This window comes from Acinetobacter sp. WZC-1 (assembly GCF_052544965.1).
In genome coordinates this window covers 1,042,519-1,059,540 of sequence record NZ_CP199370.1, presented here as the reverse complement: position 1 = coordinate 1,059,540, position 17,022 = coordinate 1,042,519, and the positions used below count along the sequence as shown (strand labels likewise).

Here is a 17,022-nt window from a genome sequence, read left to right as displayed (position 1 = left end):
GATTCAGGACAAGACAGAAATGATCTTCATAAAAGCAGTCATAAAAAAAGAAGGTCCTGAGACCTTCTTCCTTTCTATCCAACAGTTTTAACAGTCAAATCAGAATAACAGCTGATGGTTCTGCACCAGTTGATCCAGCATTGTATCGGTATTATGCAATACCAGTAACTCGGTCGGATTATAGGTGGTACCACTGCTGCCATCCCTGTCAATACTGAGTACTGTATCGGCCCCCACTTTAGTGACCGTAACAAATTGACCGATATTGGCATTATTAACAGTCTGGCTTGTCAGCAAGGCTGTCACATCAACCTTATCACCTTCTGCAAGTTTGAAATCAGTCCAGTGATCCTTACCATTTCCACCTGCAGCATTAGTTGCATTCAACAGACTGAATATGACCGTATCTGCTCCGGCTCCAGTGGTATAAGCATCATTACCCGCTGTACTGGTTACAAAATCATTGCCAGTCCCTGTATTAAAGTGCTGTCCCAGATGCATGGTCAGAATTGCCACATTGCTTTCGTCACCATTGGCTGCAACCAGCTTATAGTTGAAAATCGCTTCTGTCTTACCGTCTGCACCGGCATTCGGTGTAAAGGTATAACTGCCATCAGCAGAAATTTTTAAACCGCCGGTACTATAGGCCAGCGTCTGACCGGTTGCTTCAACAAAGACACCCTGTGGATTCTCAATGAACACCCTGGTACCGGTGCCGCCGATCGTATCCTTACCTGCACCATTGTCATCAGTCATCAGGTTTCCTGACGCAGCTGTAAATGTACCGGAGGCAGTGAACTGATCATTATGGGTCAGGACCGGCTGTACAGAAGTCTGTACCGTGGTACTGTTGGTTCCATTGACAAGGAAAATTTCATTGCTTTCAGTGCTGCTGAACACAACACGCCACTGACTACTGGCTGCTGCAGCAGGAATTGTGTAGGTATCATCCACAATGACGACGTTGGCACCCGACAATATATTGTAACTATACACTTTAGTCGGCGCAGTATAGACACTTTTCCACACCCCACCTTCGAACTGCTGCACAATATAACCGAAACTGTCTCCATTGGCAGTACTGCCCTGCGTGGATGTGATTTTAATGGACAACACTGCCGAAGCATTTTTATCCACAGTAATCGTGTCCGATGTATCTGCACCTGCAGCCCGGTTCATGGTAAAACCACTGAATATACTACCCGTACGTGTCACCGACGCAGCCATTGAACCTGTATCCACAGCCCGTGTTTCAACACGGTTGGTATAATCCACCTGAGCATCATTACTGTTATTGACAGCAACCAGATGAACCGTACCATCCTGAGTTGGATCTGCAGGCCAGGTGATATCCACCTGTGAACTATCAATATGAATGTTCAGATTAGCCGTTGAAGTATGACCATCAGGGTCCTGAATGGTATAGGTAAAGGTGTCCACCTTACCAATCGTGTGCAGATCCTTTGGATTACGGATATATTCATAGTTACCATTTTTATCGATATACAGTGTTCCGTATGCACCATCGATTTTCTGGAAACCGGTTACAGACTGATTCACCGCCAGGGTCTGTCCTGTCTCTGACTGAACCTGAGTGACGGTCAATGCCTGATTTTCAGGGTCAACATCCGCTACATCACCCGGTGCCACAGGTACAATCACATTACCCTTGGCCACAGTTTCGCCATAATCCGTTGCCACGCCACCGGCTGGAATTGTCAGTGTCGGGAAGCCCAGACCGGTAAAGTTCAGACCCTGGCCATTTGACAGTACAATTGCATATTTACCCTGCGGTAAATCGGTAATATTCGTGCTTCCTGTATAGAACCCGATTGCAAGTGCCACCGCCTGCCCGGCGTTGGAAATATGTTTATATATTTCAAAGGTACCGGTATTTTCATTCATTCGGAGAATATCAAGTCCCAGAGTAATTGTCCCCAGACCTGTATAGAGCCCGCTGATATTGATTTTAAAATTTTCCAGTGTTCCCTGCGGTACATCAACCGTCAGCGCATTATTGGCAGCCCAGGTCGTGTCAAGACTCAGCCCGACAAATGAAGGATAAACCGCTGAAGTTTTACTTTGCCCCGGAACAGCACTTTCCACAGGATCAACTTTTGCGTCAAGCACGGCAAGATCGTCATGAGCCACCAGTTTTTCCGGTGCATGTACAATGGTTTCCGGTGATTTATTGCCACTGGCATCAGTCAGTGCCACCTGAGCTTCGGCACCACTGCTCAGCGGATTTGTAAGGCCCACTGTAAAAGTACCATCCGGGCCGACTGTACCGGTTCCGATTGGATTACCATCCTTATCATTCACCGTCACTGTACTGCCAGGCTCACCCTTACCGGTCACCTGGGTACCATCTTCACTGACTACAAGATCAGTTGGTGCCGCAGGTGCTGTGGTATCCGGCGCCAATGCAGAGACTGAAGGCGAACCGTTACCGGCCGCATCTGTCTGAACTGCCCTGACTTCCTCGCCATTGGTCAATGGTGTCGCCAATGGCGCAGTAAAGCTGCCATCAGCTGCCACGGTTGCCGTGGCAATTGGGTTACCATTTTTGTCACTGATGGTGACTGTCGCACCCGGTTCACCCTTACCGGTCACCTGAGTACCATCTCCACTCACTGCAACATCAGTCAGTGCAGGCGGTGGCGTGGTATCCGGATTGGTCAGAACCGGTGCAGTGGCAGTAGCCTCAGCAGAAGTGTTATTGGCTGCATCCTTCTGCACGGCACTGATATGTTCACCATTGGTCAGTGGTGTGGTCAACGGTGCTGTAAAGCTACCGTCAGCAGCCACAGTTGCGGTCGCAATCGGATTGCCATTCTGGTCACTGATGGTGACTGTCGCACCCGGCTCACCCTTACCGGTCACCTGCGTACCGTCACCACTCACTGCAAGATCCGTCGGTGCTGCAGGCGCAGTCGTATCCGGTGCAGTGGCAGTGGTTTCCGGTGAGTTGTTATTGGCCGCATCCGTCTGCACGGCCCTGACCTGTTCACCGTTGGTCAGTGGTGTCGCCAATGGTGCAGTGAAGGTACCGTCTGCTGCCACAGTTGCCGTGGCAATCGGATTACCATTCTGATCATTAATAGTAACTGTGGCACCCGGTTCACCCTTACCGGTCACCTGAGTTCCATCACCACTCACCGCAAGATCAGTCGGTGCTGCAGGCGCTGTGCTATCCGGTGCATTGGTGGTCGCTTCCGCTGAGGTATTGTTGGCTGCATCCTTCTGCACAGCCTTCACTTCTTCACCATTGGTCAGCGGTGTGGTCAACGGTGCACTAAAAGTACCATCGGCCGCGACTGTCGCGGTGGCAATCGGGTTACCATCCTTGTCACTGATGGTGACCGTATCGCCCGGCTCACCCTTACCGGTCACCTGCGTACCGTCTGCGCTCACTGCAAGATCAGTCGGTGCTGCAGGAGGTGTGGTATCCGGTGCCTTGGTGGTCGCTTCCGGTGAGGTATTATTGGCTGCATCCGTCTGCACAGCCCTGACTTCTTCACCATTGGTCAGTGGTGTGGTCAGAGGCACAGTAAAGCTGCCATCTGCTGCTACGGTTGCCGTACCAATCGGATTACCATCCTTGTCGCTGATGGTGACCGTATCGCCCGGCTCTCCCTTACCGGTCACCTGAGTTCCATCCGGACTCACCGCAAGATCCGTCGGTGCCGCAGGCGCTGTACTATCCGGTGCATTGGTAGTCGCTTCCGGTGAGGTATTATTGGCTGCATCCTTCTGCACAGCCCTGACTTCTTCACCGTTGGTCAATGGAAATGCAAGGCCAACCGTGAAATTACCGTTCGCATCTGCTGTCGCAGTACCGATTGGATTACCGTCCTTATCACTGACAGTCACTGTGGCACCCGGTTCGCCCTTACCGGTCACCTGCGTACCGTCTGCGCTCACTGCAAGATCCGTCGGTGCTGTAGGCGCTGTGGTATCCGGTGCCAGTGCAGAGACTGAAGGCGAGCTGTTACCCGTTGCATCTTTCTGCACGGCTCTGATTTCCTCGCCGTTGGTCAGCGGAGTCGCCAGCGGTGCAGTAAAACTGCCATCTGCTGCTACGGTTGCCGTGCCAATCGGGTTACCATCCTTGTCACTGATGGTCACTGTCGCACCTGGTTCACCCTTACCGGTCACCTGCGTACCGTCCCCACTCACCGCAACTTCAGTCAGCGCCGCAGGCGGGGTGGTATCCGGATTGGTCAGTACCGGTGCAGTCGTCACAGCTTCTGGTGATTCGTTATTGGCTGCGTCTTTCAGAACGGCAAACACTTCTTCACCATTCACCAGTGGAGCTTCCGGCGTTACACTAAAGGTTCCGTCTGCACCTACTGTTGCAGTTCCCAGTTCATTACCATTCTTATCATGGAGCGTTACTGTCGTACCTGGCTCACCCTTACCGGTGACCTGAGTCCCATCTGCACTCACTGTAAGATCAGTCGGTGCTGCAGGGGCTGTGGTATCCGGTGCATTGGTGGTCGCTTCTGGCGACGTATTATTGGCTGCATCTTTCTGCACAGCCTTCACTTCCTCACCATTGGTCAATGGCGTGCTCAGCGGTGCACTAAAAGTACCATCGGCAGCCACTGTCGCTGTCGCGATCGGATTGCCATCCTTATCACTGATGGTCACTGTCGCACCCGGCTCACCCTTACCGGTCACCTGGGTACCATCCGCACTCACCGCAACATCAGTTGGTGCCGCAGGCGCTGTGGTATCCGGTGCCAATGCAGAGACTGAAGGCGAGCTGTTACCGGCAGTATCTGTCTGCACAGCCCTGACTTCCTCACCATTGGTCAATGGTGTCGCCAATGCTGCAGTAAAGCTACCGTCAGCAGCCACGGTTGCCGTAGCAATCGGGTTGCCATCCTTATCACTGATGGTCACTGTAGCACCCGGCTCACCCTTACCAGTCACCTGGGCCCCATCTGCACTTACTGCGACTTCAGTCAGTGCAGGCGGTGCAGTCGTGTCCGGATTGGTCAGTACCGGTGCAGTGGCCGTGGCTTCAGGAGACGTATTGTTGGCGGCATCCTGCTGGACTGCACTGATATGTTCACCATTGGTCAATGGTGTGGTCAGTGGTGCGGTAAAGGTTCCGTCTGCTGCCACGGTTGCGGTCGCAATCGGATTACCATTCTGATCATTAATGGTGACTGTCGCACCCGGTTCACCCTTACCGGTCACCTGCGTACCGTCCCCACTCACCGCAACGTCGGTCGGTGCCGCAGGGGCAGTCGTATCCGGTGCATTGGTGGTCGCTTCCGATGAGGTATTATTGGCTGCATCCTTCTGCACAGCCCTGACTTCTTCACCATTGGTCAATGGTGTCGCCAATGCTGTAACAAAAGCACCGCCAGCTGCCACTGTCGCAGTACCGATCGGGTTACCGTCCTTGTCACTGATGGTCACTGTGGCACCCGGCTCACCCTTACCGGTGACCTGAGTTCCGTCCGGACTCACTGCAAGATCAGTCAGTGCCGCAGGTGCAGTCGTATCCGATGCATTGGTGGTAGCTTCCGCTGAGGTATTGTTGGCTGCATCCTTCTGTACAACCTTCACTTCTTCACCATTGGTCAGTGGTGTGGTCAACGGTGCACTAAAAGTACCATCGGCCGCGACTGTCGCGGTGGCAATCGGATTACCATCCTTATCTGTCACTGTTACTGTACTGCCCGGTTCACCCTTACCGGTCACCTCAGTTCCGTCACTACTTACTGCAACATCAGTTGGTGCCGCAGGCGCTGTGCTGTCCGGCGCCAATGCAGAGACTGAAGGTGAACTATTACCGGCAGTATCTGCCTGAACCGCCCTGACTTCCTCACCATTGGTCAATGGTGTCACCAATGCTGCAGTAAAGGTCCCGTCTGCTGCCACAGTTGCTGTGCCAATCGGGTTGCCATTCTTGTCACTGATGGTCACTGTCGTACCCGGCTCACCTTTACCGGTGACCTGGGCCCCATCTCCACTCACTGTAACTTCAGTCAGTGCAGGCGGTGCAGTCGTGTCTGGATTGGTCAGTACCGGTGCAGTGGCCGTGGCTTCAGGAGACGTATTGTTGGCTGCATCCTTCTGTATTGCACTGATATGTTCGCCATTAGTCAATGGTGTGGTCAGTGGTGCGGTAAAGGTTCCGTCTGCTGCCACGGTTGCCGTGGCAATCGGATTACCATTCTGATCATTAATAGTGACTATGGCACCCGGTTCACCCTTACCGGTCACCTGAGTCCCGTCCCCACTCACCGCAACGTCGGTCGGTGCCGCAGGGGCAGTCGTATCCGGTGCATTGGTGGTGGCTTCCGGTGACGTATTATTGGCTGCATCCTTCTGCACAGCCCTGATTTCCTCGCCATTGGTCAATGGCGTGCTCAATGGTGCAGTGAATGTCCCATCGGCAGCAACTGTTGCCGTAGCAATCGGGTTACCATCTTTATCTGTTACAGTCACTGTACTGCCAGGTTCACCCTTACCGGTCACCTGGACCCCATCTGCACTCACTGCAAGATCCGTCGGTGCCGCAGGCGCTGTGCTGTCCGGCGCTGTGGCAGTGGCTGCCGGCGACGTATTGTTGGCGGTATCCCGCTGAACTGCACTGACTTCTTCACCATTGGTCAACGGGGTCGCCAGTGGTGCAGTAAAAGTGCCATCGGCAGCAACTGTTGCACTGCCCAATGTATTACCATCCTTATCCGTAATGGTCACCGTATCGCCCGGTTCACCCTTACCGGTCACCTGGGTACCGTCTGCACTTACTGCAAGATCAGTCGGTGCCTCAGGCGCTGTGGTATCCGGCGCCAGTGCAGAGACTGAAGGTGAACTGTTACCGGTAGCATCTTTCTGAATAACTTTAACTTCTTCACCATTGGTCAATGGCGTGGTCAGAGGTGCTGTAAAGCTGCCATCTGCACCCACAACTGCCGTGCCGATCGGGTTACCATCCTTATCACTGACAGTGACTGTAGCACCCGGTTCACCCTTACCGGTCACCTGCGCACCATCCCCGCCCACCGCAACATCGGTCGGGGCTGCAGGTGCTGTAGTATCCGGGTTGGTCAGCACCGGTGCAGTCGCAGTTGTTTCAGCAGAACCATTGCCTGCCGCATCCCTTAAAACTGTTCTGACTTCTTCACCATTGGTCAATGGTGGGACCAGGCTTGCACTGAAAGTTCCATCAGGTCCTACGGTGCCTGTTGCAATTGGTGTTCCGTTATGGTCACTGATTGTTACTGTACTGCCAGGTTCACCCTTACCGGTCACCTGGGTACCATCCGCACTCACCGCAACATCGGTCGGTGCCACAGGTGCTGTGGTATCCGGTGCCAGTGCAGAGACCGAAGGCGAACTATTGCCTGCTTCATCTTTCTGAGCTGCTCTGACCTCTTCACCATTGGTCAATGGTGTCGCCAATGGCGCAGTAAAGCTGCCATCTGCACCCACAACTGCCGTGCCGATCGCGTTACCATTCTTATCCGTAATGGTCACGGTATTGCCCGGTTCACCCTTACCGCTGACCTGACTGCCGTCCCCACTCACCGCAACATCCGTCAAAGCCGATGGTGGTGTGGTATCCGGATTGGTCAGTACCGGTGCAGTCGCAGTTGCTTCCGGAGAAGTATTATTGGCTGCATCCTTCTGCACGACGCCGATATGTTCGCCATTGATCAACGGTGTCGTTAAATCTGCACTAAACGTTCCATCTGCACCGACTGTCGCCGTAGTAATCGGATTCCCATTCTGGTCACTGATGATAACTTCAGCACCCGGCTCACCCTTACCGGTGACTTTACTGCCATCCGGGCTGATCACGACATCAGACGGTGTCAGCGGTGCAGTAGTATCCTGTGCCGTTGCACTTGTTTCCGGTGAAGTATTGCCCGCTGCATCCGTTAGAACAGCCCTGACTTCTTCACCATTGGTCAATGGTGTCGCCAGTGGTGCAGTGAATGTTCCATCGGCAGCCACGGTTGCCGTAGCAATCGGGTTACCATCCTTATCACGGATGGTCACCGTATCACCCGGTTCACCCTTACCGGTCACCTGAGTTCCATCCGGGCTCACTGTAACATCAGTTGGTGCCGCAGGCGCTGTGCTGTCCGGCGCCAATGCAGAGACTGACGGTGAACTGTTACCGGCAGTATCTGTCTGTACAGCCCTGATTTGCTCCCCATTGGTTAATGGTGTCGCCAGTGGTGCTGTGAAAGTGCCATCTGCACCCACTGTCGCAGTACCAATCGGGTTACCATCCTTATCACTGATGGTCACTGCCGCACCTGGCTCACCCTTACCGGTCACCTGAGTTCCATCCGGGCTCACGCTAACATCAGACGGTGCCGGCGGTGGCGTACTGTCTGGATTGGTCAGCACCGGTGCAGTCGCGGTTGTTTCCGGGGAAGTATTATTTGCTGCATCCCGCTGGACTGCACTGATATGTTCACCATTGGTCAATGGTGTCGCCAGTGGTGCCGTGAAAGTGCCATCGGCGGCCACGGTTGCCGTGGCAATCGGATTGCCATTCTGGTCATTGATGGTGACTGTAGCACCCGGCTCACCCTTACCGGTCACCTGAGTACCATCCGGACTCACTGCAACATCAGTTGGTGCCGCAGGCGCTGTACTGTCCGGTGCGGTTGCAGTCACTGCAGGCGAATTGTTACCAACGATGTCCGTTTGTAGCGCTTTTACTTCTTCACCATTGGTCAATGGTGTAGTCAGGGGTAAAGCAAAACTGCCATCTGCACCGACTGTCGCAGTACCGATCGGGTTACCATCCTTATCACTGATGGTGACTGTATTTCCAGGCACCCCCTTACCGGTCACCTGAGTACCATCCGGACTCACTGCAACATCAGTTGGTGCCGCAGGCGCTGTAATGTCCGGTGCAGTTACTGTTGTCGCAGAGGAGACATTATTCGCCGGGTCCGTCTGTATCACACTGATCTGTTCACCATTGGTCAGTGGCTTGTCCAGCGGCGCCGTAAAGCTGCCATCTGCACCCACGGTTGCCGTGGCAATCGGATTACCATCCTGATCCCTGACTATCACTGTACTGCCGGGCTCACCCTTGCCGGTCACCTGAGTTCCATCCGGGCTCACGCTAACATCAGACGGTGCCGCAGGGGCTGTGCTGTCCGGCGCCAGTGCAGAGACTGACGGTGAACTGTTACCGGCATTATCTGTCTGTACAGCCCTGATTTCCTCGCCATTGGTCAGTGGCTTGTCCAGCGGCGCCGTAAAGCTGCCATCTGCACCCACGGTTGCCGTGGCAATCGGATTACCATCCTGATCCCTGACTATCACTGTACTGCCGGGCTCACCCTTGCCGGTCACCTGAGTTCCATCCGGGCTCACGCTAACATCAGACGGTGCCGCAGGGGCTGTGCTGTCCGGCGCCAATGCAGAGACTGACGGTGAACTGTTACCGGCATTATCTGTCTGTACAGCCCTGATTTGCTCCCCATTGGTCAGTGGCTTTTCCAGCAGTGCCGTAAAGTTACCATCTGCACCGACTGTCGCAGTACCGATCGGGTTACCATCCTTATCACTGATGGTCACTGCCGCACCCGGCTCACCCTTACCAGTGACTGTTGTCCCGTCCGTACTGACTGCAACATCAGACGGTGCCGGCGGTGGCGTACTGTCTGGATTGGTCAGCACCGGTGCAGTCGCGGTTGTTTCCGGGGAAGTATTATTCGCTGCATCCCGCTGGACTGCACTGATCTGTTCACCATTGGTCAGCGGCTTGTCCAGCGGTGCCGTAAAGTTACCATCTGCACCCACTGTCGCTGTCGCGATCGGATTGCCGTCCTTATCACGAATGGTCACCGTATCACCCGGTTCACCCTTACCGGTCACCTGAGTCCCATCCGGACTCACTGTAACATCAGACGGGGCCGCAGGGGCTGTACTGTCCGGTGCAGTTACTGTAACCGCAGAGGAGACATTATTCGCCGGGTCTGTCTGTATCACACTGATCTGTTCACCATTGGTCAATGACTTGTCCAGCGGCGCCGTGAAGTTACCATCTGCACCCACGGTTGCCGTGGCAATCGGATTACCATCCTTATCCCTGACCGTCACTGTACTGCCGGGCTCACCCTTGCCGGTCACCTGAGTCCCATCCGGACTCACTGTAACATCAGACGGGGCCGCAGGGGCTGTAGTATCCGGTGCGGTGACTGTAACCGCAGGAGATGTATGACCGGCTGGATCAGTCACGCCCACGCTGACTGTTTCACCATTGGTCAGTGGCTTGTCCAGCGGCGCTGTAAAGCTGCCATCTGCACCCACTGTCGCTGTCGCGATCGGATTGCCGTCCTTATCCCTCACCGTTACTGTACTGCCGGGCTCACCCTTACCGGTCACCTGAGTCCCATCCGGGCTCACTGTAACATCAGACGGGGCCGCAGGGGCTGTAGTATCCTGTGCCGTTGCACTTGTTTCCGGTGAAGTATTGCCCGCTGCATCCGTTAGAACAGCCCTGACTTCTTCACCATTGGTCAGCGGCTTGTCCAGCGGCGCTGTAAAGCTGCCATCTGCACCCACTGTCGCTGTCGCGATCGGATTGCCGTCCTTATCCCTCACCGTTACTGTACTGCCGGGCTCACCCTTGCCGATCACCTGAGTTCCATCCGGACTCACCGCAAGATCCGTCGGTGCCGCAGGGGCTGTAGTATCCGGTGCGGTGACTGTAACCGCAGGAGATGTATGACCCGCTGGATCAGTCACGCCAACGCTGACTGTTTCACCATTGGTCAGTGGCTTGTCCAGCGGCGCCGTAAAGTTACCATCCGCACCCACTGTCACCGTCGCGATCGGATTACCATCCTTATCCCTGACCGTCACTGTACTGCCCGGCTCACCCTTACCGGTCACCTGAGTCCCATCCGGGCTCACTGTAACATCAGATGGAGCCGCAGGGGCTGTACTGTCCGGTGCGGTGACTGTAACTGCAGGAGATGTATGACCGGCTGGATCAGTCACGCCGACGCTGACTGTTTCACCATTGGTCAGCGGCTTGTCCAGCGGCGCCGTAAAGTTACCATCTGCACCCACTGTCGATGTCGCGATCGGATTACCATCCTTATCCCTCACCGTCACTGTACTGCCGGGCTCAGCCGTACCGATCACCTGGGTACCATCCGGACTAATAGTTACCCCGGATGGCGCTGGTGGTGGGGTGGTATCCACTGGCGGCTGAGCTGGTGATTTATCACTGCTGCTGTCATGACTGGCAGCTGCTGCAATCCCTCCAGCAACCAAAGGAATCGCAGCCCATGCCCACGGGCTGATGGATGATGCTTCATGGTACAGAAGTGGATTGATTGATTCTATAGGCTGATAGGAGATTGCATCCAGTGCAGCACCCTGAGCATCAGTAAACTGTGCCAATTGCAATTTACCTGCTGCGTCCTGAAAGACCAGGCTATTTGTTACAGGTCCGGTATCACTAAAAAAGTTCTCGATGGTAATCACTTCGCCATTCTTTAAATGAATGACTGCATTGGAACCATCCCTAACGACCTCCTGAACATCTGCAACCGGCACATTGACGACCACGACGGAAGGTTCAGACAGCGTTGCTGAGTTATTTGTGGTTGTTGCAAGGACCTGATGACTATCCTTGGCAATAATTTGTATTTGTGACATGAATACTCTCCACCTTACGGCTATTTTCAATGAAATTAACTTGTTATGCTTTTGTTCTGTACGTCTGATTAAAAAAACTTATAGATTATATTAGCCATATTCATTGTGAAAAATAAATGCTTATTTTTAATAAGAAATTAGGTGAACTTGTAACTTCAAACAAAATATTTCAACGACTCCTTATAAATCAATCTTCTTGCTGATTTACAGTGTCATATAATATTTTCAGAATAGAAAATCAAAATCTGGATCAAACAGGAAATAATCAGTAAATAAAGGACTTAGCCCTTATTTTTAATGCAATAAAAAAACCCTGAAATTTCAGGGCTTTTCTTTTATTATCTTTCACGTAAAGCTTCTTTTGCCTTATTAAACGGTTTCAGCAGATAATCGAGTACTGTTTTTTCTCCGGTCCGGATATCCACCGTTGCCACCATACCCGGTGTGATGCCAAAAGCTTTTCCCTGCTTATTGTAAAGCTTGTCGGAATCGGTACGAATATACACACGGTAATAAAACTGATCCTGTTTGACTTCATCACGGATCGTATCCGGGGAAATGACCGTCACTTTACCTTTTAGACCACCATAGATTGAATAATCATAAGCCGTAATTTTAACCAGTGCTTCCTGCCCGGGGCGGATGAATGCAATATCCCTGGGTGAAATGCGGGCTTCAATCAGCAGTTGTTCATCAATCGGTACAATGGTCATTAATTTGCCATTCTGTGCCACGACCCCACCATGTGTGGGGACTGCAATTTCCTTGACCACTCCTCTGACCGGTGCCTTGAATACCGCTCTTTGCAGACTGTCATTCCGCCCCAGTACCACCTGCTGCTGTGTTTCAGTATCTGTATTGGCTTTGGCAAGTTCTTCACGCGCCTTGACATAATACTGGTTTTTGACGTCATTCATTTTATTCTGTAAATCGTTGGCTTCCCTTTTTAAACGCAGTACTTCAACCTCACTGGCAGCACCTTTGGCAACCAATGGTTCTGTCATGCGCAACTCCTGTTGTACCAGCTGTAAAGCTTCTTTGAGCCCGGCAATAGATTCTTCCAGATTTTCCCGTCTGGAGTTATAAAGTGCGGTTTCTTCACGCACCAGGTTGGGATCCTTCCTGACCACCTCAGGGAAGGCCAATGGCTTACCGGTCACTTCCGCCTGTAAGCGCGCCGCAGTTGCCTGGGCAGAAATCAGCAGTGATTTTGACTCTCCGACATTGGAAGCAAAACGGGTCGGGTCCAGTTGGGCGAGTACCTGCCCTTTCTGTACAATGTCGCCTTCCTGAACATTTAATTCAGTCAGAATCCCTCCCTCCAGCGATTGAATCACCTGCTCCTTGGACGTCGGAATCACCTTACCGGTTCCGGTGGATACCTCTTCAAGCTCAAAGGTCCATGCCCAGATCAGAAATGCAAGAAGACCAATGCCGACAATCCAGATCACCAGACTTGCCCGCGGCAATGGCGGCTCTGTATAGCTGACATTCATTGAACGAGTTTCCGGTTTCTGTTCGCTCATGAATCTTCTCCCTGTTTTATTTGTTTCGGTGAATTTGCCGATTGACTGAGAATCTGATCCCGCGGCCCATCCATCACAATTTTGCCATCACTGATGACAATAATCCGATCCACCAGCTCAAGCACTGCCCGGCGATGAGTGGCCACAATTAAAGTCCGATGTGCAAGCCAACTCTTTAAATGATCAATCAGCTGTTTTTCAGCGACATCATCAATTGCAGCTGTCGGTTCATCCAGCAGCAGGATATTCGGTTGGCGAATCAACAATCTGGCGAGTAATAACGCCTGTTTCTGACCACCGGAAAAACCGACACCACCTTCCAGCACCAGATGATCCAGTCCTTCTTTCTTTTCCTGCACAAAGCCATGTGCACCTGTCATCTTCAGGGCACGCAGAATATCTTCGTCTGTGGCCAATGGCGCACCCAGCGTCAGATTTTCACGGATCGTGCCATAAAACAAATTTGCATTCTGATTCAGCAGACCGGTATCCCGGCGGACATCGGATGGATCAATCAGTGACAGGTCCAGTCCATCCAGATGAATGGCACCCTGCACAGGAGACTGCATTCCTGCCAGCAACTGCAACAGGGTTGATTTCCCCGCCCCATTCCGTCCCAGTATCGCTACTTTTCCCCCGGCATTTATTTTCAGCTGCTGAATGGCAAGACTTGGCCTGGCATCTTCCTGGCCATACTGAAACAGCACAGCTTTTAATTCATAATCACCATTTAAAACAGCCTTATGCACCAGATGAGAACGATCAGCCTGATCAACCGGTTTCTGCATCAGACCATCCAGGCTTTGCTTGGCCACCCGGGCCTGCTGTAGGCGCCCCAATATTCCGGTAATCTGCGAAATCGGGGCAAGCATCCGGGAAGACAGAATCGAACAGGCCACCAGTGCACCTGTGGTCATATGCCCTTCCATGACCGCAAAACAGCCCACAAGTACCACAATGGCATAAGTCAGGCCCTGGATTTTCTGTGTCCATGCCGTCAGTACACCCACAATTTTACGCTGCTTCATGGAAATATCGGCAGACACTTCATTCATGTGATTCCACTGATTCTGAAAACGTGACTCTGCCCTGAGCAGTTTAATATCTTCAATGCCCTGAACCGCTTCAACCAGAATGGCATTCCGAATGGAAGACTCCCTCAGCCCTTCCTGTGCCAGCTGCGCCAGTTTCTTCTGGACCAGCAGCCCGGGAACAATCATCAGTGGGACCACCACCAGCATCACCCAGAATAAGTTGCCACCAATCAGCGCAAAAATAATCAGGAACAAAAAGAAAAAAGGAAGATCTGCAATGGCACTGACGGTGGTTGAAGTCACCAGATCACGTACGCCCTCAAGCTCACGGATCTGGGAAATAAATGTTCCGGTCGACCTGGAGCGCTCACTATTTTTAATTCTTAAGGCATGGCCAAATACCCGGTCAGAAATTCGCAAATCCGCACGTTTTCCAATAATATCAGATAGATATATACGAGCCACACGCAGCACAAATTCAAAAATGGCTGCAATCAGCACACCGCCAGCCAATACCCATAACGTTGGTACTGACTGGGACGGCACAACCCGGTCATACACCTGCATGGAAAAAATGATGGTCGCCAGCGCCAGTATATTGGCAATCAATGACGCCAGCATAATGTCGACATAACGCTTCCAGTCCCTGAGCACAATGGACCAGAACCAGCTGGCTTCATAAGGTTTAATGTATTCATCAATCCGGGCATCCGGTATGGAGGTTTCCGGTCTTAAAATATAAATATGACGGATGGTCCGCTGCAGTGCATCAATATGAAAATGCTGGGATAATCCCTGATCACCACTGAACTGAATACTGATATTCCCTTCAGTATCCGCCTTATCAATCACACCGACCTGCCCGTCATTGAATTCAGCCATCACCGGCAATCGCCACGGATTGATCAGATCCTGATCAAATTTCACTTTACGCAGATTCAATCCAACCTGACGGGTGATCAGTAGCAGAATGTCATCAATCTGCTGATTCTGATTCCAGTCCAGCTGTAGACGGATTCTTTCTTCAGAAGGTTCAATACGATAATGCCCGGCAATGGTCAATATGGCCTGCAACCAGGGTTGATAATTTATTTTTGTGGTCATGGCTGAACTTCAAACCCCTGAATTGAAATATTATTTAAACCGTAAGCCAGCCGTGAACGGCCTGTTGCTGCAACATACTGCACAATGCTGTCGTAAATATCATACCGGGCAATTTCCAGTTCACTGTTTGCGCTGTGGATCGCCTGTTCGGCATTGAGCAGATCAACCAGGGAACGTGTGCCCAGTTTATATTGTTCCTGGTACAACTCCCGGGTCCGTACAGTGGTGTCCTGCCGGTCCACCAGCACCTGTATCTGCTGCTGTTTATTTTCAATCTGCTCGCGCGTCGTGCGCACCTGATCCAGCACATTCATATAAATTGAGCTGACCTGGGCCTTTGCCGCTTCTTCAGCATAACTTGCAGCCCGCACCTGCGAAGAAACAGAACCGCCCTGATAAAACTGACTGGATGCTTCCAGCATAATGGAGCTATACAGCCCGTCATCCTCATTATTATTCGGGTTTCGCCCATTCACCGCCTGACTCACTGAACCCCTGACCGACAAAGTCGGATAACGGCTTAAACGGACCTGCTCTTTCTGGGCTTTTGCAACTTCCACATTGGCCTGTGCCGCAATCATTCGGGGAACATGAGTAAATTCCGGTTCACTGTATAAATCTGAAAGTTTGACCAGATCTTCGGGAATCGCCCATTCCACCGGGCTGACATCAAAGCCTAAAAGCGTTCTCAGATGCTGCTGATACTGACGCAGCAAGGATTGCTGGGCAATCAGCCCGGCCTGAGCCGTCTGCAGATAGGACTGTGCCTGAATCGGATCTGCCTGACTGCTGATCCCGGCCCGGGCACGCAAATCTGCAATGCCCCGGATTCGCTGAATCCCGTCAACCTGCTGCCCTGCAATCCGGATTAAGTTCTCATAACGCTGGATATTGACAATGGTCTCTGCAATATCTTTGGAAATATCCTCAATACTGACCAACACATTGGCCTGTTCCGCCTGAAGTTTCGCCTGCTCAATGGAAACCCCGGACTTGACTTTGCCAAAGTCAAAAAGCATTTGTGATGCATTCAGACTCAGCAGCTGCCTGCCCCGCTCACCCTTGGTTAAGTCTCCGGTAGTGAGCCCACCCGAAAGCTGCGGGTAATAACCGGCCTTTGCAACATCAATATTTGCATTCTGACTGGCCAGGCTGGCAATTGCTGCTGAGATATCAGGATTACGCTGTATGGCAATCTGTACAGCCTGGCGAATCGTCATCTGTTTGCCATATGCATGACCCTGTATGCTATCGGGCAATGGATTGGGCTGACCGACGATCGGTAATTCCTGAATCTTCGACTTATCAATTTCAAAGTTACTGAGTTTTTGCAGGTTTGCAATTTTGAAGTCGTCATTACTGGCCGGCGCGAACAGCTGCGTTATGTTGTCCTTTAAGGTGTGATATCGCTCACTGGGTTTCGCTGCATATGCAACGGGCGTGTATATCAAAAAAAATACCAATAAAGTCTTTGTATATAAGTAGTTTACTTCTGTCTTCATATTTCTTACTGAGTCAATGAATGCTCTATTCGTCATGTTTTTTTACTTAGGGCATAAAACGGTTAAACGAATACCATACTTTATGAGGAATATAAAACAAATATTTGGACTTATTTACATTTCATATATGATTGTAACCGTAGCATTTTTGGGGCTGTACGGACAAAACTGTCTTCATGCTGTCATACC

4 protein-coding genes are annotated in these 17,022 nt (G+C 52.0%); all 4 read right to left on the bottom strand.

Annotated features, from left to right (window positions below):
* Positions 1-99: 99 nt before the first annotated feature.
* Positions 100-11,667 carry a BapA/Bap/LapF family large adhesin gene (locus ACT6PV_RS04845; RefSeq protein WP_445115327.1) on the bottom strand — a complete coding sequence of 3,856 codons (11,568 nt, stop codon included), beginning with the start codon at positions 11,665-11,667 and terminating at the stop codon, positions 100-102.
* 338 nt (positions 11,668-12,005) lie between these two features.
* Entirely contained in the window at positions 12,006-13,193 is a 1,188-nt protein-coding gene (locus ACT6PV_RS04840; protein ID WP_445115326.1) for an HlyD family type I secretion periplasmic adaptor subunit, read from the bottom strand.
* Positions 13,190-15,331 (bottom strand): type I secretion system permease/ATPase, encoded by a 2,142-nt coding sequence (locus tag ACT6PV_RS04835; RefSeq protein WP_445115325.1) that lies wholly within the window; start codon positions 15,329-15,331, stop codon positions 13,190-13,192. Before ACT6PV_RS04835 ends, ACT6PV_RS04840 begins: the two co-directional genes overlap by 4 nt.
* Positions 15,328-16,833 (bottom strand): TolC family outer membrane protein, encoded by a 1,506-nt coding sequence (locus ACT6PV_RS04830; RefSeq protein ID WP_445115324.1) that lies wholly within the window; start codon positions 16,831-16,833, stop codon positions 15,328-15,330. Before ACT6PV_RS04830 ends, ACT6PV_RS04835 begins: the two co-directional genes overlap by 4 nt.
* Between the last annotated feature and the right edge of the window lie 189 nt (positions 16,834-17,022).

Excerpts from the sequence above, each read along its gene's own strand:
- ACT6PV_RS04830 (WP_445115324.1), bottom strand. The coding sequence starts at position 16,833 with ATGAAGACAGAAGTAAACTACTTATATACAAAGACTTTATTGGTATTT.
- ACT6PV_RS04840 (WP_445115326.1), bottom strand. The coding sequence starts at position 13,193 with ATGAGCGAACAGAAACCGGAAACTCGTTCAATGAATGTCAGCTATACA.
- ACT6PV_RS04835 (WP_445115325.1), bottom strand. The coding sequence starts at position 15,331 with ATGACCACAAAAATAAATTATCAACCCTGGTTGCAGGCCATATTGACC.
- ACT6PV_RS04845 (WP_445115327.1), bottom strand. The coding sequence starts at position 11,667 with ATGTCACAAATACAAATTATTGCCAAGGATAGTCATCAGGTCCTTGCA.